This window comes from Kitasatospora sp. NPDC087314, assembly GCF_044744365.1.
In the GTDB taxonomy this organism is placed as follows: domain Bacteria; phylum Actinomycetota; class Actinomycetes; order Streptomycetales; family Streptomycetaceae; genus Kitasatospora.
This window is the reverse complement of record NZ_JBIUYE010000021.1, coordinates 78853-99158: the sequence shown is the minus strand read 5'-3', so window position 1 is coordinate 99158 and position 20306 is coordinate 78853. Positions and strand designations below refer to the sequence as shown.

Here is a 20306-nt window from a genome sequence, read left to right as displayed (position 1 = left end):
TCGTCACGCGCTTGCGAACGGGGTGCCGATCAGTCCAGGTAGTCGCGCAGCACCTGGGAGCGCGACGGGTGGCGCAGCTTCGACATGGTCTTCGACTCGATCTGGCGGATGCGCTCACGGGTGACCCCGTACACCTTGCCGATCTCGTCGAGCGTCTTCGGCTGACCGTCCGTCAGGCCGAAGCGCATCGAGACCACGCCGGCCTCGCGCTCGGAGAGGGTGTCCAGCACCGAGTGCAGCTGCTCCTGGAGCAGGGTGAAGGAGACCGCGTCGGCCGGGACGACCGCCTCGGAGTCCTCGATCAGGTCACCGAACTCGCTGTCGCCGTCCTCGCCGAGCGGGGTGTGCAGCGAGATCGGCTCACGGCCGTACTTCTGGACCTCGATGACCTTCTCGGGGGTCATGTCGAGTTCCTTGGCCAACTCCTCCGGGGTGGGCTCGCGACCCAGGTCCTGGAGCATCTGGCGCTGGACGCGGGCCAGCTTGTTGATGACCTCGACCATGTGCACCGGGATGCGGATGGTGCGGGCCTGGTCGGCCATGGCCCGGGTGATCGCCTGGCGGATCCACCAGGTGGCGTAGGTGGAGAACTTGTAGCCCTTGGTGTAGTCGAACTTCTCGACCGCACGGATCAGACCGAGGTTGCCCTCCTGGATCAGGTCCAGGAAGAGCATGCCGCGACCGGTGTAGCGCTTGGCCAGCGAGACCACCAGGCGGAGGTTGGCCTCCAGCAGGTGGTTCTTGGCGCGGCGGCCGTCCTCGGCGATGATCTCCAGCTCGCGCTTGAGCTTGGGGGCGAGCTTGTCGGCGGCCGAGAGCTTGTCCTCGGCGAACAGGCCGGCCTCGATGCGCTTGGCGAGCTCGACCTCCTGCTCGGCGTTGAGCAGCGGGACCTTGCCGATCTGCTTCAGGTAGTCCTTGACCGGGTCGGCGGTGGCGCCGGCGACGGCGACCTGCTGGGCCGGCGCGTCGTCCTCGTCGTCGTCGGAGAGGACGAAGCCCTCCGACTCCTCCTCGGGGCCGGCCTCGGCCTCGGTGCCGGCCTTGTCGCCGGGCAGGGCCGCGTCTTCGAGCAGCTCCTCCTCGCCGAGCAGCTCCTCCTCGCCCTTGGCGCCCTTGGCGGTCGCGGTCTTCTTGGCGGCGGCCTTCTTGGCCGGCGCGGCGGTCTTCTTGGCGGCGGCCTTCTTGGCCGGGGCGGCCTTCTTCGCCGCGATCGCCTTCGCCTCGCCGACGACCATGGTCGTCTCCTCGGCGGTGATCTCGGCGGACACCGTGGGGGCCGACGCGGCGGCGGCCGCGACGGCCGGGGCCGCCACGGGCGCACCGGGCGCGATCCGCACGGGCGGCTTGGTCGGGGCCGCGGAGGCGGCCGGGGTCCGGGTGGTGACAGCCTTGGTGGCGGTGCGCTTGGTGGGGCTCTTGGCAGCAACGCTCTTGCGCTTGGCGCCGGCCGGCTCGGCCGCGCTGACCATGAGATCCACCCCCTCCTCAATCAGCACCTGGTTGAGGCTGCGCATGACGTTCTTCCACTTGGTGACCGGGATCTGGTCCGCCTCGAACGCCTGGCGCACGTCGTCACCGGCGATCTGCCCCTGGGCCTTGCCCCGCTCGATGAGCGCCAGCAGAGCTGCGGACTCGGCGATCTCGGGGGGAAGCGAACGGGATGTGCTGGCCGACACGAACAACCTCTCGGACGATGAGTGGACTCGAACCCGTACCGGCCGCCCGAGCGGGCGGGGAAGGAAATCGCGCGTCGGACGCGCGGTGTCGATTCCGACCGACTCGGGTTTGAGGACTGGGTTTGCAGGACGGCAGCAGCGCCGCGGACCAACACAGCATTGTGACATGTTGGAGTATTCCGGAGCTGCTCCCGCTCAGGAGACATCGCTGCTACTCGTCAAGTGTTACGCATGGCCTTCGTGTCGCGGGTCACACCACTCGGCACCCGCGGCCACGGGGCCGGAATCCATCATCGCTCACCTGCGCCCAAACCTGTTGTCATGGACGGGGCATCGCGCTTTCCGGGCGGGACCGCCGACGTGCAGAAGCCCTCCGGCTGCGCCGCGCGGGTGCGGCCGGAGGGCCCTGGAGGAGCGGAGGATGCCCTGGGCGCCCGCTCACCGGAACAGCCCGCTCAGTGCTCCCGGGGGGCGGGGACGGACGGCTCGATCTCGGGGTGGACGGTGAGCAGCGCGCGCATCGCGACCTCGCCCGCGGTGCCGTCACCGGTGCCCAGCGCGTCCACCAGCCGGGCGTGCAGACCGACCGAGGACTCGGAGGGCCGCTCGCACGAGGTCGCCGGGCCACCCGACACCTGCAGCGCGCCGGCCACGATCCCGGACAGGTGCTCCAGCATCCGGTTGCCGGCCATCTGCAGCACCAGTCCGTGCAGCTCGGCGTCGGCCCGGCTGTAGGTGGCGAGGTCGGCCTGGGCGGCGGCGTGGCCCATGATCTCGACCAGCTCGACCAGCCGCTGCTGGACGTCCTCCCGGCCGTGGCCGGCGGCGAGCCGGGCGGCCAGCGGCTCGATCGCCCAGCGGAGCTCGAACAGCTCCCGGCGCTGCTCGTCCCGCTGCGGACCGAAGGCGCGCCACTCGATGATGTCCGGGTCCAGCAGGTTCCAGTCGGCGACCGGGCGGACCCGGGTGCCGACGTTCGGCCGGGCGCTGACCAGGCCCTTGGCCTCCAGCACGCGCAGCGACTCGCGGACGACGGTCCGGGACACCTCGAACCGCTGACCGATCTCCTCGGGCACGAGCGGACGGTCGGCGCCGAGGTCACCGGAGACGATCATCTGGCCGAGCTGCTGGACCAGCTGGCCGTGCAGACCGCGACCGCGGCTGCTGGTTGTCTTGCGGCCGACCCGGGCGAGATCGGACTCGGCGCCCTCCCAGCGGGGCGCCGGCGGGGTCGGCCGGTCGTACGGGAAGCGGTCCAGATCGCCGGGGCCGTGGATGGGCCCTTCGGCGGAACGGGCGGGGGTCATGGTGGGGTGCGCAAGGGTACTCACAGCTCCTTTGTCGGCGATCGGCAGGCGCAGCTTGAGAATTCTCGTGAAAAGCACACGAAAGGGTGATCGACCGCGACTGGATAATTGACTTCTTATCAGGAAGAACCGCGCATTGCGGTCACTGCTGGTCGATCTTGGTGGTTCGGTGCGGTCGTGCGCGCCGGGTGGGGGTGCACGCCGTGCGGGAGTGCGCGCCGGGTCGGAGCGCACCGGGTCAGAGCGCGCGCCGCCGGGCCTGCACCAGGAGCGCCGTGAGCAGCAGGACGACCGCGGGCGCCGCCACCGCCGCGAGCAGGACCGGGTCCGTCAGCGCCGTGCTCCCGGCCACCGCCTCGCGCTCCCCGCCGTAAACCCAGCCGTAGGCCCACTCGATGCCGGATTGGAAGGGCAGCAGTTCGGCCGCCCGGGTCGGCCACGGCGCGCCGGTCCGCCGCAGCAGCAGTGCCACACCGGACTCCAGCAGTGCCGGCAGCGCGCACAGCAGCAGCACTCCGGCCGCCGCACTGCGGGTCAGCGACGCCGTCAGCACCCCGGTCCAGCCCGCCACGACGGTCAGCAGGACGAACGCCAGCAAGGCCGCCGGCACGCCGTGGCCGGCCACCAGTGCCACCGGGGCGAACGCGCCCGGCAGGTCGGCCAGACCGGACAGCCCGACGGCGGCCAGCGCCTCCGACACCCGGTCCGACAACGCCGTGGGCTCCGCCCAGGCGGCCACCGTCACCCCGCCCGGCAGCGCGAGATGCACCGCCAGCGCGTCCAGCAGCAGGGTCGCCAGCGCCAGCAGCGCCGCGACGGGACCGATCACCAGCAGCTTCGCCAGCAGCAGCCGCACCCGTCGCAGGTACGACACCTGGGAGGCCGACAGCCCCGGGTGGCGCACCTCGTGCCCGTAGGAGAGCGCGCCCAGCACGCCGGCGCCGAACGCGGCGAACGGCAACGGGATCAGCGGCACGGCGGCGGTCAGCAGCCGGACCCCGGCAGGGGCGGCCAACGGTCCGTCCGGGGCCTGGCTCGCCAGGACGGCGGCCGCGGTGGCGTTGCAGAGCAGCACGGCGGCGAGCAGCAGCCAGGTGGAACGCAGGCCGCGCAGTCGGCGCAGCTCGTAGGCCAGGACACGCACGGTTCACTCGCTCCGGTGGTCGTCGGGGGTGGCGGGGGCCGGGCTCGCCGCCGTGGCCCGGGCCAGGCGGCCGAGCCGAACGGTGTCGTCGGTCGACAGGTCGGCGGCGGCGCTCCTGCGGCGGCCGGCGACCGGGTCGGGTGCGGGCTCTCCGGCACTGGCGGCGGGGGCGAGGGCGGCGGCGGCGCTCCTGCGGCGGCCGGCGACCGGGTCGGGCGCGGGCTCTCCGGCACTGGCGGCGGAGGCGAGGGCGGCGGCGGGGCCGGCGGCCGATGCGGATCGGGCCGGAACGCCGGGGCCGTCGCGGAACAGCCGCTCCACCGCGACGGTCGGGGCGGAATCGGCGGGGTCGGCCCGGTGGGGGGCGGGGCCGAGGGCGGCCAGGGCGGTCGTGACCGAGGCGACGGGCAGGGCGCGGGTGGGCAGCGCCATCTCGCCCCGGTGCCGGCTGTCCTGGTGCTGGCCGTCCCGGTGGTGTGGGACGGTGACGGCCGGGGCGTCAGGGGTCGACTCCGGGGCGGGCTCGGCGGCGGACTCGGCGGCGGACTCGGCGGCGGACTCGGCGGCGGACTCGGCGGCGGGCTCGGAGGCGGTGAGGGCCGGCTGGACGCGGAGGTGGCCGGAGCGGCCGGAGGCGATCGGCAGGGCGGCCCGGGGCGCCGGCTGCTCGACCACCCGGTCGGCCAGCTCGTGCAGCAGGATGCCGTGGCGGTAGGCGAGTTCGCCGATCTCGGTGCGGTCGATGCCCGCCACCGCGAGGCCCGCGCCGCCGTCGCGGCGCACCTCGGCGCCCTGACTGACCAGCAGGTCGGCCAGCCGCGACATCTGCGGCCCGCGGACGGCCACTTCGGGGCTGAGTCTGGTCCGGCAGAAGTCCGCCACCGGCTGGTCTGCCACCAGGCGGCCGCGATCCAGCGTGATGACCCGGTCGGCGAGCTGCGCGGCCTCCTGTGGGGTGCGGGTGGTCACCAGGACCGTCCCGCCGGCGACGCCGAACGAGCGCAGGAAGGAGTGGAACCACTCGACGTTGCGCGGCGACAGGCCATCGGTCGGCGCGTCCAGCAGCAGTGTGCCGGGGTCGCCGAGCAGGGCGGCGGCCAGGGCCAGCCGACGGTGCATGCCGGGCGAGAAGGAGCGCAGCCGCTGTCCGGCGACGGCGGTCAGCCGGGTCTGCTCCAGGAGTTCGTCGGCCCGCCGCACGGGGACGCCGACCGCTGCGGCCAGCATCCGCAGGTGGCAGTGCGCCTTGCGGCCCGGGTGGCCGGCCATGGCGGCCGCGCCCGGCCCGGGGCCGGGGCCGGGGCCGGGCAACAGCACGCCGACCTCGCGTTCCGGGCGGCGCAGCCGGCGGTAGGTGCGGCCGTCGAAGAGCGTGACACCCTGGCCGCGCTCGAGTTCGAGCATCAGCCGCAGCGCGGTGGACTTGCCCGCGTCCTCGGCGCCGAGCAGCGCGGTCACCATGCCGGGCCGGGTGTCGAAGGTCAGATCGAGGACCGCGGGCGGGACGCCCTTGCGGTAGACCTTGGTCAGTCCGGTGATCTGGATCATCGCTGCCTGCTCCCATGCCCTCGGCCGGCCTGCTCGACGCGGAGCGCCCCCTGATGTGTCGGCGCGTGCCCGCACGGCTCCGCGCCAGCACATTAGGGGTCGGCGGCGGCGATTCCGGGCATTACGGGAGCGGCGCGGGCCCGTCGGACGCCCGCCTCACCCGATCAGGGGACAATCCGATCCTGCGATTCCCGGGCGGGGCGGGGTGGGCCAGGGTGGGATGGCCGTGGCGGTGGGTGGCGGTGGGCGGGGTGGGCCGGGGCCGTCAGGACTCCGGGCGCAGCATGGGCGGGTTGAGGGCGCTCGCGCCGCCCGCGGTGAACAGCTGGGCCGGACGGCCGCCCTGACGGGTCGTCGTGCCGCCGGAGGGCAGCAGGAAGCCCGGGGTCCCGGTGACCTTGCGGTGGAAGTTCCGCGGGTCCAGGACCACGCCCCAGACCGCTTCGTAGACCCGGCGCAGCTCGCCGACGGTGAACTCGGTCGGGCAGAAGGCGGTGGCGAGGGAGGAGTACTCGATCTTGGAGCGGGCGCGTTCCACGCCGTCGGCGAGGATCAGCCCGTGGTCGAAGGCGAGCGGGACGCCGTCGACCGGGCTCTGGCCGAGCAGTTCGCCGACCGGGGCCCAGCGGGCGCTGCTGGCGTCGCCGCCGGCCCGGGGGGTCGGCAGGTCGGGCGCGAGGACCAGGTAGGCGACGCTGACCACCCGCATCCGGGGGTCGCGCTGCGGGTGGCCGTAGGTGGCGAGCTGCTCCAGGTGGGCGCCGGCCGCGCCGGGGCCGACCGCCTCGTGGCCGGGGGCGGAGTGAGCGCGCAGGCCGGTCTCCTCGGCCAGCTCCCGGGAGGCGGCCTCGGCCAGGCCCTCGTCCGGGCGGACGAAGCCGCCGGGCAGTGCCCAGTACCCCTGGAAGGGCGGCTCGCCGCGTCTGACCAGCAGGGCGCAGAGCGCGTGGTCGCGCACCGTCAGCACCACCAGGTCAACCGTGACAGCGAACGGGGGGAAGGCCGACGGATCGTAGCGCGACATGGCGACGATCATAGTCGTCTCTCTGACGATAAGCACAGGCCGCGGACATGCTTCGCCCGGCCCGCCCGGCCGTCGCCGGAGGCGGACGGGCCGGGCGGGAGCGTCAGCGGGCGACCAGGTGCAGCGCCGCGGAGGCCTCCTCGACCATCGCCACACCAATCCGGCTCACCCGGACCGAGAAGGGCTCTCCGGCCACCCGCAGGCCGGTCAGCTCCAGCTCGCCGAGCGGGGCGGTGCTGGCCGGGCGGACCAGGACCCGGCCGCCCGGGACGTCGGGGCGAACCCCGGCGAGGGCGAACACCGCGTGCGCGGCGCCGGCCGCCGAAACGGCCGCCGGGCGGCAGGCGGCCGGGTGCGGCACCGGCGGGCAGCCGGGGGTGCGCTGCTCCCCCGCGTACATCTCGGGCAGCCGCCCCTCGTAGTGGGCGGCTGCGGCGAGCAGACCCTCCAACAGGGTGCCGGCCTCGTTCTCGTGGCCGGCCTCGGCCAGTCCGGCGATCGCCAGCGCGGTCTCGTGGACCCGCACCGCCCCGCCCCGGTGGCCCAGCGGGTTGAAGCGGGGGGACTTGGCGCTGAGCGTGCGCAGGCCCCAGCCGCTGTCCAGCTCCGGCGCGACCAGGCGCTGGGCGAGCAGCCGGGTCTGTTCCCGGTCCAGCAGGCCCTCGTGCCGGCCGCCGTCGGCGGCGAGCCCGGTGTCGAGCAGGTGCACCAGGGAGGAGGCGACGGCCGGCAGCGGCTGACCGCCCGGGGCCAGCCCGGCGGCGGGGCGGCCGCCGGAGAGGTCGTCGATCCAGAACCGCTCGCGGAAGCGCCCACGCAGGTCGGCGGCCCAACCGCGCCACTGCTCGGCGCCGGGGCGGCCGAAGGCCTCCAGCAGTTCGGCGCCGTGCAGGGCGGCGCGGTGGGCCTGCGCCTGGACCTCGGCGCGGGCGGCCACCGGGTGAGCGGCTCGGTCCTCCGCCGGACGGCTGAGGTCGGTCACGAAGCCGTCGACCAGGCCCTCGCGGAGGGCGGCCAGGGCCCGCTCGGCAGCCGGGAGCAGGTCGGCGGTCTCCGCCCGGGGCAGGCCCCAGCGCCAGGCCTCGGCCAGCACCGTGACGAAGAGCAGGGTGGCCTCGGTGGCGGTGCAGGTGGGCGGCAGCTCGGGGCCGCCGTGCCGCAGGGCCCCGGGCAGCAGGCCCTCGGTGCGCCCCGGGACGGGGGTGAGCTGCTGACGGCGGGCCAGCGCCCGGAGGGTGCCGGCGGCGAGCCGGGTGCCGAGCGGCAGGGTCAGCCGGGCGGCCCAGAGCGCGTCGGCCGGGGCCAGGCCGAAGCGCCAGGGCGCGCCGGAGGCCGGGTAGAGGTCGGTCGGTCGGTCCGGGTCGGCGAACAGGAGCGTGCCGAGGGCGTCCAGGGAACGGGTGACCAGCAGGGCGGCCCGGGCGTCGTCGCTGCGGACCTCCGGTTCGGCCCAGGGCAGCGGCACGCCGGTGCCGCGCCCGCCGGGTGGGCGCGGGCCGGGGGCGGTGCTCTCCAGTTCGGCGCGCAGTTCGACCGACCAGCGGGCGCCGGGTTGGACCTCCAGGTCCCAGCGGAGCACCCCGGCGCCGGCCAGCACGGCGTGCGGGGAGGGCTTGGCGCTGACCACGGCGCTGTGCGCCGGGCCGGCCCAGCGCAGCCCGGCGGACTGCACCTGGCCGGGCAGGTCGGGCGGGCGGTGCCCGGCAGCGATCTCGGCGACCGGGCCGAGATCGGTGCCGAGGGCGATCTCCATCGGGAGGCGGGCGGGCCGGCTGCCGGTGTTGCGCACGGTGACGGTCTCCACGCCGTCCGCGTGCCGCAGCCGCTCGACGGTGAGCGCCGGATCCGGATCGAGGTCGCCGGGGAGCCGGACGGCGCCGAGGAACCGGGCCCGGGCGGTGCTGGTCAGGGTGCCCTGGAGCGGCAGCGGTTCCATGCCGCCCAGGCGCAGCTCCATCCGGGCGAGCACCCGGACTCCATTGCGGTAGAAGCCGTGCAGGCCGTGGCCGCGCAGCTGTCCGTCCGGTCCGGAGGCGGCCATCGCGGGGGCGTTGACGCAGAGCACCGCGTGGTGGACGGCGGGCGTCCCCGCCGGTCCGCCCGCCTGGACCTGGTCGGGACGGCCGACCGGTCTCGGCGCGCCGACCACGCTCTCGGCCGGCATGGCCTGTGGTGGCTTCGTGGCGGTCACCGGACTCTCCTCCCCTCGGCGGTCCGGTGGCCGGTCAGGCCGGTGGGCCGCGAGCATGCTCGATCGCGTGCTGATGGTGCCGGGCCGGCGGGGTGTCCCGTCGGCAGGTGTGCCGTGTCTGGCCGTACCCGGTGCCGGGCCGTGCCATGCGGTGCGCGGTACCGGGCCGGTACCGGCGCGCCGCGCGCCTTCGCGTCGGGCCTGCCGCGGTGCCCGGTACATCACCAGGTCCGGTGCGCCGGCCTACCGGTGATGCCCGGCCCGTGGCCCGCGCCCGCCGGACCGTTCGAGCCCGTGATGGCGGCCGGCCCGGTGGTGCGGGCGACGGCCGCCCGCTCCGGCACCGTGACGAGGTGGCCGCCCCGCTCGGCGCGCGGCCGACCGGAACCGGGCTGCCGGACGGCCGTCGGCCGGGTGCAGGGCCCCCAGGGTGAACGCCGCGAACCACCTCCAGGTCACGCCCGACGCCGGGTACGGTCCGTCGCACCCGGCGGGCCGGGCGGTCGTGCCGCGACCCTCGGGCCGTCACAGTCTGGCCGTCACCAGGGCGGCGCCGCAGGCTCGCCGCCGGGCGGCGGCCGCTGCGCTCCAGGTCCGGGGTCTGCCGCGAGGACCACCCCGACCCGCCCCCCGTATGCCTGATCGAGTGGACGGTGGCCGTCGAACCGGCGCCCGACCGCGGCCAGGATACGGTGCGGGGGTCGCGGTGCCCGCACCCGGTGACCCCGTGAGCCGCGACGTGACCGCTGTGACCAGCAGAGACCGAGGAGTTGCATGTCCACCGTCAGCCGGCTGCCCGGGATTGTCACGACCGACCACGTCTTCCAACTCCCCCTCGACCACGCCACCCCGCAGGGCGAGCGGATCGAGGTGTACGCCCGGGAGGTGGTGGCCGCCGGCCGCGAGCAGGCCGACCTGCCGTGGCTGCTCTTCCTCCAGGGCGGGCCCGGCGGCAAGGCCGCCCGCCCGCTCGGCCGGGACGCCTGGCTGGAGCGCGCCCTCGATGACTACCGGGTGCTCCTGCTCGACCAGCGCGGCACCGGCCGGTCCACGCCCGCGACCCGGCAGACTCTCGCCCGGCGCGGCGGCGCCCAGGAACAGGCCGACTACCTGGCGCACTTCCGCGCGGACTCGATCGTGCGGGACGCCGAGCTGATCCGCCACCAGCTGCTCGGCGCGGACCGGCGCTGGAGCGTGCTCGGCCAGAGCTTCGGCGGCTTCTGCATCCTCACCTACCTCTCCATCGCTCCCGAGGGCCTGACCGAGGCCTTCGTCACCGGCGGTCTGGCCGGCCTCGGCAGTTCGGCGGACGACGTCTACCGCGCCGCCTACCCGCGGGTCGCCCGCAAGAACGAGGACCACTACGCCAGGTTCCCGCAGGACGTCGAGGCGGTACGACGGATCGCCGCGCACCTCGCCGCCGCCCCGGCCACCCTGCCCGACGGCGGGCTGCTGACCGTCGAGGCGTTCCAGGCCCTCGGGCTGATGCTCGGCGGCGGCAGCGGCTCCGGCACCCTGCACTACCTGCTGGAGGAGGCCTGGGTGGACGGCGCGGCCGGCCCCGAGCTGTCCGACACCTTCCTGGCCGGTGTCCAGGCCAGGCTCTCCTTCGCGGAGGGCCCGCTGTACGCCGTGCTGCACGAGTCGATCTACGGCCAGCGTTCGGTGGACCAGGGCGGCACCGCCTGGTCGGCTGAGCGGGTCCGCAAGGAGTTCCCGCAGTTCGACGCCCGGGCCGCGCTGGACTCCGACTCGCCGGTGCTGTTCACCGGAGAGATGATCTACCCCTGGATGTTCGACACCGACCCGGCGCTGCGCCCGCTGAAGGAGACCGCGGACCTGCTGGCCGCCCGCACCGACTGGCCGGACCTGTACGACCCGGCGCGGCTGGCGGCCAACACGGTGCCCGTCGTGGCGGCGGTCTACCACGACGACATGTACGTGGAGACCGCCGATTCGCTGGAGACCGCCCGCGCGGTGCGCGGCGTGCGGACCTGGATCACCAACGAGTGGGAGCACGACGGCCTGCGGGCGAGCGGCGGCACGGTGCTCGACCGCCTGATCAAGATGGCGCACGGCGAGGCGTAGCGGAGCCCGGCCGGGCACTGCGGCGAGGCTCCGGACCGCCCCCGACGGGCGCCCCGCGAGGTCAGCGCGCATGGCGGGCTCCCCTCGCCGCCCGACGGACGCCCCGGCAGCGGTGCCGCCCGGCGGCCGACGGTGCGGCGGTCGACCGGCACGCCGCCGCCCGACCGAGCCGCAGTCCGCGGGCCGACCGCTCCCGGGACGCCGGAACCCACCCGGGCGCCGGCAGCACGGCTGCCGGCCCCGGATCGCCCGGCCCCGGCGCCGCTTCGGCGGGGCCGACAGGACCGACGGGGCCGCGCTCGGCCGCTGCGGCCTGTGCGGCCTTCGAGGCCTTCCGGCGGCCGCTCCGGTGGCGGCGCGCGGCCCCCGCCGGGCCGGGCCGCCCACCGTGGCCGCCCTGCCCGCCGCCCGGGCCCGCGGCGGCCTCCGGCCCCGGTGCGTCGGCGGGCGCCGGTACGGGCCCGTCCTCTTCGCGCCTCCGCCGCTGCGCCTCGACCGCCGCGAGCAGCGCGTCGGGCGCCATGCCGTCGTTCAACGACTCGTACAGCAGCTCGGCCAGCAGATAGGACGGGGCGAGCCGGAGGACGTGGCCGAGCACGACGCGGGCCGTCGCCGTGTCCCCCGCCACCCAGGAGGCCCAGACGAGCAGGGTGAGCGGGGCCACCGCGCAGCCCTCGTAGGGCGGCACCGCGCGCCGGGCGAGGAAGCGCCAGAGCCGTTCGGCGGGCGCGAGCTCGGCGGGCCGGGTGTACTCGACACCGCGATCCCGGGTGTGGCGGTCCCGCAGGGCGACCAGCACCCGGGCCGCCCGATCCTCGTCCAGCTCCCGGGCTCCGGCCGCGAACTCGGCGAAGGCCTGGTCGAGCAGTTCGGCGCCCCGCTCCCGGGCGACGGCGGAGCCCCCGGCGGACCCGGCGCGCTCAGCGGCCTCGGCCGCCTCGGCCCGGGCGAGCGCCGCACGCTGGGCGTCCGCCCCCGGCGGGCCGATCGGGGCCAGCCCGCCGATGATCGCCTTCCGGCTGCCGCGCGGCGCTAGGCCCGCGAAGGCCGCGGCGGCCGCCGCCGGGCCCGGGCCGGGGGCCCGGCGGATCGGATTGCCCGCCGGATCGCAGCACCCGGCACGGCGGCAGAGGAAGGACCACCAGCGGCCGTCCGAGACGCAGAGCGACTCCTTGACGGCCACCCCCCTGCGCCCGAAGGCCGCCCGGAGGTCGTCCGCGAGCGGCCGCAGGCCGTCCACCACCGGAGGGGCGTGCGCCGTGGTCGGATCCTGGCAGAGGTAGAGGAGCACCTGGACCGGCCGCTCGCCGTGCCGCTCGGAGAGGGCGACCAGCAGGGCGGCCGTCTCGTCCGCCGCGGCCGGCCACTGCGCGGGCGACTCCGGGACGTCCGCCCGGATCACTCCGCCCTGGTGCAGGTCGGGACCCTGGAGGCCGACCGCGACGATGCTGTCGTCGGGGTAGAACCCCAGGAGGTAGGGCAGCAGCTCGGCCATGTCGGCCGGACCGCGCATGGTGACCGGCCGGTGGCCGGAGGCCGGGCCGAGGGACAGGATGACGTGTTCGTTGTTCATGGCGTTCATGACCGGAAGCGTGGCTCAATCCGAAAGCCGTGCCAGATTTTTCTCTTTTCCTGTGGATAACCCCGCCCTCGTTTTCCACCTCCCTCATTCGGAGCACGCCGCGCCCACTCCTCCGAGTGAAAGTTGACGGCCGTCCAGCGGAAGAGCTGATGAAATACATCCGGTCTCCACCTCTCCCGCAGCCCCGGCATTCGCCCCTTGTCGGCGGCTCGGGGTTACATGGACGCCATGCAGCAGCCCGAGAACCACACCACCGCCACCGCCGACCGCGCCGAGGTCCGGGCGCGGGCCGAAGCCGTCCTGCGCGAGCTCGCCGGGCCCGGCGCCGCCCTGCGCGAGGACCAGTGGACGGCCATCGAGGCCCTCGTGGTCGACCACCGCCGCGCCCTGGTCGTGCAGCGCACCGGCTGGGGGAAGTCCGCGGTCTACTTCATCGCCACCGCCCTGCTCCGGGCCCGGGGCGCCGGGCCGACGGTGATCGTCTCCCCGCTGCTCGCCCTGATGCGCAACCAGGTCGAGTCGGCCGCCCGGGCCGGCATCCACGCCCGGACGATCAACTCGGCCAACACCGACGAGTGGGACGAGGTCCAGGCCGAGGTCTCCGCCGGGAAGGTCGACGTCCTGCTGGTCAGCCCGGAGCGGCTGAACAACCCCGACTTCCGCGACCAGGTGCTGCCCAAGCTCGCCGCCTCCACCGGCCTGCTGGTGGTCGACGAGGCCCACTGCATCTCGGACTGGGGCCACGACTTCCGCCCCGACTACCGCCGGCTGCGCACGATGCTCGCCGAGCTGCCGCCCGGCGTCCCGGTGCTGGCCACCACCGCCACCGCCAACGCCCGGGTCACCGCGGACGTCGCCGAGCAGCTCGGCACCGGCAGCACCGACGAGCGCGCCCTGGTGCTGCGCGGGCCGCTCGACCGGGAGAGCCTCACCCTGGGCGTGCTGGCCCTGCCCGACCCGGCGCACCGACTGGCCTGGCTGGCCGACCACCTCGACCGGCTCCCGGGCTCCGGCATCGTCTACACCCTGACGGTGGCCGCCGCCGAGGAGGTGACGGCCTTCCTGCGCGAGCGGGGCTTCCCGGTGGCCTCCTACTCCGGCCGGACGGAGGACGCCGAGCGCCGCACCGCCGAGGCCGACCTGCTGGCCAACCGGGTCAAGGCGCTGGTCGCCACCTCCGCGCTGGGCATGGGCTTCGACAAGCCCGACCTCGGCTTCGTCGTGCACCTCGGCTCGCCCAGCTCGCCGATCGCCTACTACCAGCAGGTCGGCCGGGCCGGGCGCGGCGTCGACCGGGCCGAGGTGCTGCTGCTGCCCGGGCGCGAGGACGAGGCGATCTGGCGCTACTTCGCCTCGCTGGCCTTCCCGCCGGAGGAGCAGGTGCGCCGCACCATCGACGCGCTGGCCGAGGCCGGCCGCCCGTTGTCCACCGCCGCGCTGGAGCCCCGGGTGGACCTGCGCCGCACCCGGCTGGAGACCATGCTCAAGGTGCTCGACGTGGACGGCGCCGTCCGCCGGGTCAAGGGCGGCTGGACGGCCACCGGGCAGAGCTGGGCGTACGACACCGCCCGGTACGCCAAGGTCGCGGCCTCCCGCGAGGCCGAGCAGCGGGCGATGCGCGAGTACGCTGCGGCCACCGGCTGCCGGATGGAGTTCCTGCGCCGCCAGCTGGACGACGACCAGGCCCGGCCGTGCGGCCGGTGCGACAACTGCGCGGGGCCGCTGCACACCCCCGAGGTCTCCGCCGAGGTGCTGGACGCGGCCCGGGCCGCCCTCGGACGCCCGGGCGTCAGCTTCGAGCCGCGCCGGCTCTGGCCCACCGGGATGGACGCCCTCGGCGTGCCGCTCAAGGGACGGATCCCGGCGGGCGAGCAGGCCGAGAACGGGCGGGCACTCGGCCGGCTGTCCGACATCGGCTGGGGCAACCGGCTGCGCGCCCTGCTCGCCGACCAGGCCCCGGACGTGCCGGTGCCCGGGGAGGCGGTGGACGCCCTGGTCGCGGTGCTCGCCGACTGGGCGCGCGGCCCGGGCGGGTGGGCCGGGCCCGGGACGGCGGACGGCACCCGGCTGGACCGGCCGGTCGGCGTGGTGACCATGACCTCCTCGACCCGCCCCCAGCTGGTCGGCAGCCTCGGTGCGCGGATCGGCGAGATCGGGCGGCTGCCGCTGCTCGGCCGGATCGAGTACGCCGGCGGTCAGCCGCCGCACGGCGCGCGCAGCAACAGCGCCCAGCGACTGCACTCGCTGGCCGGGGCGCTGACGCTGCCGCCGGAGGTGGCACAGGCGGTGGCCGAAGCCGGCGGGCCGGTGCTGCTGGTGGACGACCTCGTCGATTCGGGCTGGACGGTCACCGTGGCCGCCAGGTTGCTGCGCCGCGCCGGAGCGAGCGCGGTGTTGCCCTTGGTGCTGGCTGTGCAGGGGTGAGCGGGCGGCCGCCGACCGCCGCCCCGACACTCACTCGAATGGCCTAACGAAGGGAGAAGACGGCCCCACCACGAACTCGCGGGACACCCCACCGGGGAAAGGAGTGGTCACCGTGCCGATGACGGTTCACCGAAGCCTGCACGCGGCCTGGATCAAGGTCCGAGGCCGCCCGAGCGCCGCTCGGAGAGCGGTGGAACATATCCGGCGGAACATGGGGTTTCGGGTGGCGTTCATCATTTCATCGTTGCCGCTCCACCCCCTATGCCACGAGAATTGGCGCGTACCCGAAACCTTGTCCGCTGGACCCGGCCTTCGGCGTACCCGCGTACCCGCGTGCCCGTGGGTCAGGAAGGAGGATCGTGATCAACGGTATCGGCCGAGGTCAGCATCCCCTCGCCCGGAGTTCGGCGCCCAGACGGCTGCTGGACCTGGAGACCTGGATCGCCTCGGGGATCCCGTTGCTGCGCGACCCGCGCGAGTTCGTCCTGGAACTGCACCAGCGCCACCTGCCCCAACCGGGCACGGTCGTGGTCGCCGTCCTCGACGCGCTGCACCACCTGGCCGCCTCGGCCTCGTTCACGCCCTGGCCGCACGACACCGACGGCTGGCACCACCGCAACGCCCTGCTCACGCATCTGCGCCAGATCACTCCGCACGACCTGCGGCTGGCCCGACCGACCCGGACGGCCGTGCTGCTGCGCTGCCGCGAGGGCGCACCCGGCTGGACGGAGCAGGACGGCGCCTGGATGTGGGCGCTGCGGGACGCGGCCGGCCTGCACGGGCTGCGCTGCGGCTCCTACATCGGGCTCACCCCGGCGGGCTGGCAGATCCTCGGGGACGGCCGGAGCGGACGCAACCCGCACGCGGGGTCGTGGGCGGACGGGCCGGTGCACACCGTGACGGAACTGCCGCCGCGCTCGGCGCTGGACGCCTCGCGCGGCCAGCGTGCCCGGCACCAGGCAGCCGAGCGGGCCCAGCACTCCCGCCCGCCCGAGCACCCGTGCCCCCCGGCGCGGGTCGCTGCTGTCCAGCCGGCCCGGCGCACCGGCACCCGCTGACCCCGACGACCCGTGTCCCGGGAGCCGAAAGCCCTCGCCGTCACCGGAGTACGACCGACCCCGGGCCCGGCGTCGTGCGGCGCCGGGCCCGGGGTGGCTCAGCCGTGGTCAGGCGCCGGCCGGTCGGCCGGGCGCGGTTACGCCCGGCCGGGTGTGAGCCGGGCCGGCGGCAGCTGGGCCGGGTCTCCGCAGACCACGAGCAGCGCGGTCGCGTGGCCGAGCGCCTTGGTGTGGGCCTCGGCGGCCCGGGCGGCCGGCCCGCCGTTGAGCACCAGGACGACCACCTCTCGGCGCACCGGCCGGGTCAGCGCGACGTCCGCGTAGAACACGTCCCCGCCCTCGGCGAGTTGCGCCCAGTAGCGCTCCTCGCCGAAGGAGAGCTCGTGCTGCTGCCAGGGGTGGGCCTCGCCGACCGTCAGCACCAGGATGTCGCCCGGGTTGCGGCCGGCGTCGAGCAGCCGGTCGACCAGGTCGTCGGCGCGCTCCAGCGCCTGCGCGGCGGGGACGGCGACGCGCTCGGTCTCGACCTGCGGTGCGGCGGCGGCCGGACGGCGCGGCGCCGGGCCGGACCTGGGGATCTGCCGCGGCGGACCGGGACGGTCGGCGCGCGGGGGTGCCGGGCGCGGAGGTGCCGGGCGGGGGCCGGGCACCGGAGCGGCGGCGACGGTGGTGGGTACGGTGGAAGTCGCGCCGCTGCTGGCAGGCGCGCGGAGGGCTTGTGCGTCCGACTCGCGGGGGAAGGGAACGCCGGGGCCCGGGAGGCTCTCGTGAATCTCCGGCTCCTCGGGGAAGACAGGCATACCCGGATATCTATCAAATGCCGGTCGAACGCGCACGGGCGCCCCACCCCTTGAGCACCGGACACCCACCTCCCCCACCCAGGCAATTCCAGACGGACCGTCAGAAACCGAGCGTCAACTGTTCGTCGGCGGAGTCTTCGGCCGCGCCCGCGACGTCCCGAACGCGCTTCAGGTGCCGCCACTTCGGCAGCCCGTCCAGGTACGCCCAGGAGAGCCGGTGGTGCTCGGTAGGGCCGAACTCCTCCAGCGCGGCGCGGTGCACCGGGGACGGGTAGCCGGCGTTGTCCGCGAAGCCGTACTCCGGCCGCTCCTCGCCGAGTTCGGCCATCAGCCCGTCACGGTGGACCTTGGCGAGCACCGAGGCGGCGGAGACACAGATGCAGGACTGGTCACCCTTGATCACCGTGCGCACCCGCCAGGGGCCGCCCAGGTAGTCGTGCTTGCCGTCCAGGATCACCGCGTCGGGCTCGACCGGCAGCGCCTCCAGGGCCCGGACGGCGGCCAGTCGCAGCGCCGCCGTCATGCCGAGCTCGTCGCACTCCTGCGGCGAGGCGTGGCCGAGCGCGTACGCGGTGACCCAGTCGGCGAGGAGCGGGGCGAGCGCGCGGCGGCGCAACTCGGTGAGCAGCTTGGAGTCGGTCAGCCCCTCCGGGGCCTTGCGCAGGCCGGTGACGGCCGCGCCCACGGTGACCGGGCCGGCCCAGGCACCACGCCCGACCTCGTCCAGGCCGACGACGATCTTGGCGCCGGCCCGGCGGAGCGAGCGCTCGACGGAGTGCGTCGGCGGGACGATGGGCATCGCGGATTCCGTTCAGCTGGGCAGCCTCCAGCCTAAGCCCCGCCGTCCGGCCACCGGGCACCTCTCCGCAGCCGCCCGAACCCACCCGCACCCGCACAGAACCCGCCCGCACCCGCCGGGGGCCGCCCGCGCCGCGCTCAGGCGCGGATCAGCGGGTGCAGCACCTCGTCCACCAGCCGGGCCCCGAAGTCCGGCCCCATGTTCTGCCGGCCGCAGATCTTCACCTGGTAGAGCAGCATCGCCGGGACGACATCCGCGACGAGCGCGGTGGCCGCGCCGGGCCGGACGTCGCCGCGTTCGGCGCCACGGCGCAGGATCGCCAGGATGGTCTCCTTGGTCGGCTCGATCACCCGCTGGACGATGAAGTCCTTGAAGACCTCGGCCCGTTCATGGTCGATCTCGCCCATCAGCGCCTGGATGGCGGCGCCCGTCGGGGAGTTCATCGCGTCCGCGAACACCTCGATGAGCTGGCGCAATTCGAGCTGGGCGGACCCCAGGTCGGAGGTGTCGTAGGGGCGTGGGAGAGTGGAGTCCAGGGCGTCGATGACCAGTTCGTCCTTGGACGCCCAGCGCCGGTAGAGCGCGGCCTTCCCGGTCCGTGCCGCGCCGGCGACACCTTCCATCGTCAGCCGCGCGTACCCGCCGGAGGTGAGCTGGTCGAGCGTGGCCTCGAAGATCGCGTTCTCCAACTCCTTCCCCCGCCGCCGCACCGGCCGCGCGAGGGCCTCCCTGGCGACCCGCATCGGGCAGTGAGCCGCCGGACCCGGCGCCGCCCCCGAGGGCGACGGGGGCGCGTCCGCCGCCTCTGGCGGTCGGGCGCCCGCCCGACCGGCCGCCCGGTCCGCCGTCAGGCGCCGCACCAACCGATCCATCGCCACCATCCTTAGGGAACGCTTGCGTTCACAATCAAGGCCAGGATATCGTCCACATTAGTGAACGATCCCGTTCCTTCCTAGGCCCGCGCCAGCCTGCGGGCCCACGCCGGACCAGTCGGTCCGCAGCGTACGAAGCACACGGCACACAGCCAGGCACATAGCCAGCAGGGGGCACAATCGTGGCTATCTCCGACACGCTCAGCAAGAACTCACCACCGCAAAGCAGCCAAGGCCGGGGCAAGGGCATCACCCTGACCGTCATCGCGGCCACGCAGCTGATGGTGGTGCTCGACGCCACCATCGTGAACATCGCGTTGCCGCAGATCAGGGACGCGCTGAACTTCTCGACCACCAACCTGTCGTGGGTCATCAACGCCTACACGCTGACCTTCGGCGGGCTGCTGCTGCTCGGCGGGCGCGCGGGCGACATCCTCGGCCGCCGCCGGGTGTTCATCTTCGGCACCCTGCTGTTCGGCTTCGCCTCCCTGCTGGGCGGCTTCGCCCAGGACGGCGGCATGCTGCTGGCCGCCCGCGCGCTCCAGGGCATCGGCGGCGCGATCTGTTCACCGACGGCGTTCGCCCTGATCGCCACCAACTTCGAGGAAGGGCCGGAACGCAACCGGGCGTTCGGCGTGTTCTCGGCGGTGGCCGGGTCCGGTGCCGCGATCGGTCTGCTGGCCGGCGGTCTGCTCACCGAATACCTCGACTGGCGCTGGGTCTTCTTCGTCAACGTGCCGATCGCGGCGCTGATCGCGCTCGCCGCGCCGCGCTACATCGCCGAGTCCGAGCGCCACGCGGGCCGCTTCGACCTGCCCGGCGCACTCACCTCGACACTGGGCCTGGTCGGCCTGGTCTACGGGTTCATCCGGGCCGCCTCCGACGGCTGGTCGGACAGCATCACGCTCGGCTCCTTCGCGGCCGGCGTGCTGCTGCTCGCCGCGTTCGTCGTGATCGAGAACCGCACCGACCAGCCGATCACCCCGCTGCACCTGCTCGCCAACCGCAACCGCACCGGCGGCCTGGTGATGATGCTCTGCCTGGCCGCCGCCATGTTCGGCATCTTCTTCTACATCACCCTCTTCGTGCAGGGCCCGCTGGGCTACAGCCCGTTGAAGGCCGGTGTGGCCTTCCTCCCGATCAGCGTGTCGATCATCGTCGCCGCGCAAATCGCCTCCACCCTCCAGGCCAAGTACGGCCCGAAGCCGTTCATGGCGGGCGGCGCGCTGCTCGTCACCGTCGGCCTCACCTGGCTGACCCAGATGAGCAAGGACAGCGGCTACCTGGACGGGGTGCTCGGCCCCACGGTCATCTTCGGCTTCGGCATGGGCCTGATCTTCGTCCCGGTGATGCTGCTCGCGGTCGCGGGCGTCCCCGGCCAGGAGACCGGCGCCGCGTCCGGCCTGCTCAACTCGATGCAGCAGATCGGTGGTTCGCTCGGCCTGTCGATCCTGACCACGGTCTTCGCCCACTACGCCACCGCCGAGGGCAAGATCCAGCAGCCGAAGTTCCTGCAGTCGGCCACTCCGGACCAGCTGGCCTACCTCCAGCAGCACCACGAGTTCCCGAAGGGCACCGACGCCGCCAACTCGGTCCTCACCCAGGGCATCTCGCACGGCTTCATCGTGGGCGCCGTGCTCGCCGCGGTCGCGCTGGTGGTCGCGGTCTTCGTGGTCAAGGCCAAGGCCAGCGACCTGCCGAGCGGCGCCTCCGGCGTCGCGATGCACTGAGCTCCACCGAGACGCACCACACCGCACCACACCGGGCCGGCCGGGAGCAGCACGCTCCCG

General features: G+C 74.8%; 14 protein-coding genes. 4 read left to right on the top strand and 10 right to left on the bottom strand.

Going from position 1 to position 20306, the window contains the following annotated elements:
- Nucleotides 1–29 precede the first annotated feature (29 nt).
- The 6 genes from ACIO5E_RS35670 to ACIO5E_RS35645 all read right to left on the bottom strand — a co-directional run bounded on the left by ACIO5E_RS35670 (nt 30) and on the right by ACIO5E_RS35645 (nt 8893).
- A complete protein-coding gene (locus ACIO5E_RS35670; protein WP_400676072.1) occupies nt 30–1685 on the bottom strand; it encodes an RNA polymerase sigma factor in 1656 nt (551 codons plus the stop codon).
- A 449-nt stretch (nt 1686–2134) separates the two neighbouring features.
- Nucleotides 2135–3064, bottom strand: coding sequence for a FadR/GntR family transcriptional regulator (locus ACIO5E_RS35665; RefSeq protein WP_400676070.1), 930 nt, complete (start codon nt 3062–3064; stop codon nt 2135–2137).
- A 160-nt stretch (nt 3065–3224) separates the two neighbouring features.
- Nucleotides 3225–4130: a hypothetical protein gene (locus ACIO5E_RS35660; protein WP_400676068.1), complete on the bottom strand. Its 906-nt coding sequence runs from the start codon at nt 4128–4130 to the stop codon at nt 3225–3227.
- Nucleotides 4131–4133: 3 nt separating this feature from the next.
- Nucleotides 4134–5678 (bottom strand): ATP-binding cassette domain-containing protein, encoded by a 1545-nt coding sequence (locus tag ACIO5E_RS35655; RefSeq protein ID WP_400676066.1) that lies wholly within the window; start codon nt 5676–5678, stop codon nt 4134–4136.
- A gap of 265 nt (nt 5679–5943) precedes the next feature.
- Nucleotides 5944–6702, bottom strand: a complete 759-nt coding sequence (locus ACIO5E_RS35650) for an NUDIX domain-containing protein (RefSeq protein WP_280685021.1) — start codon at nt 6700–6702, stop codon at nt 5944–5946.
- 103 nt (nt 6703–6805) lie between these two features.
- Nucleotides 6806–8893: a glycogen debranching N-terminal domain-containing protein gene (locus tag ACIO5E_RS35645; protein ID WP_400676064.1), complete on the bottom strand. Its 2088-nt coding sequence runs from the start codon at nt 8891–8893 to the stop codon at nt 6806–6808.
- Between the two features lie 774 nt (nt 8894–9667).
- On the opposite strand from ACIO5E_RS35645, the gene ACIO5E_RS35640 reads away from it, so the two are divergent.
- A complete protein-coding gene (locus ACIO5E_RS35640; RefSeq protein ID WP_400676062.1) occupies nt 9668–10981 on the top strand; it encodes an alpha/beta fold hydrolase in 1314 nt (437 codons plus the stop codon).
- A gap of 61 nt (nt 10982–11042) precedes the next feature.
- Here the strand turns inward: ACIO5E_RS35640 and ACIO5E_RS35635 are convergent, their stop codons facing one another.
- Complete coding sequence (locus ACIO5E_RS35635; protein ID WP_400676061.1) at nt 11043–12563, bottom strand: DUF4192 domain-containing protein; 1521 nt, start codon at nt 12561–12563, stop codon at nt 11043–11045.
- 228 nt (nt 12564–12791) lie between these two features.
- Between ACIO5E_RS35635 and ACIO5E_RS35630 the strand changes: the two genes are divergently transcribed.
- Together ACIO5E_RS35630 and ACIO5E_RS35625 are read left to right on the top strand one after the other, a co-directional pair.
- Nucleotides 12792–14987, top strand: coding sequence for a RecQ family ATP-dependent DNA helicase (locus ACIO5E_RS35630; protein ID WP_400676059.1), 2196 nt, complete (start codon nt 12792–12794; stop codon nt 14985–14987).
- Between the two features lie 359 nt (nt 14988–15346).
- A complete protein-coding gene (locus ACIO5E_RS35625; RefSeq protein WP_400676057.1) occupies nt 15347–16045 on the top strand; it encodes a hypothetical protein in 699 nt (232 codons plus the stop codon).
- Nucleotides 16046–16182: 137 nt separating this feature from the next.
- Here the strand turns inward: ACIO5E_RS35625 and ACIO5E_RS35620 are convergent, their stop codons facing one another.
- The 3 genes from ACIO5E_RS35620 to ACIO5E_RS35610 form a co-directional block, all read right to left on the bottom strand.
- Complete coding sequence (locus ACIO5E_RS35620) at nt 16183–16845, bottom strand: hypothetical protein (protein ID WP_400676056.1); 663 nt, start codon at nt 16843–16845, stop codon at nt 16183–16185.
- A gap of 100 nt (nt 16846–16945) precedes the next feature.
- Nucleotides 16946–17644 carry a ribonuclease HII gene (locus ACIO5E_RS35615; protein WP_400676054.1) on the bottom strand — a complete coding sequence of 233 codons (699 nt, stop codon included), beginning with the start codon at nt 17642–17644 and terminating at the stop codon, nt 16946–16948.
- A gap of 137 nt (nt 17645–17781) precedes the next feature.
- The gene (locus ACIO5E_RS35610) at nt 17782–18333 is read right to left on the bottom strand and encodes a TetR/AcrR family transcriptional regulator (RefSeq protein ID WP_400676052.1); all 552 of its coding nucleotides are present in this window, start codon (nt 18331–18333) and stop codon (nt 17782–17784) included.
- Nucleotides 18334–18698: 365 nt separating this feature from the next.
- Here ACIO5E_RS35610 and ACIO5E_RS35605 point away from each other — a divergent pair, with 365 nt between their 5' ends.
- Nucleotides 18699–20246 (top strand): MFS transporter, encoded by a 1548-nt coding sequence (locus tag ACIO5E_RS35605; protein ID WP_400676051.1) that lies wholly within the window; start codon nt 18699–18701, stop codon nt 20244–20246.
- Nucleotides 20247–20306: the final 60 nt, after the last annotated feature.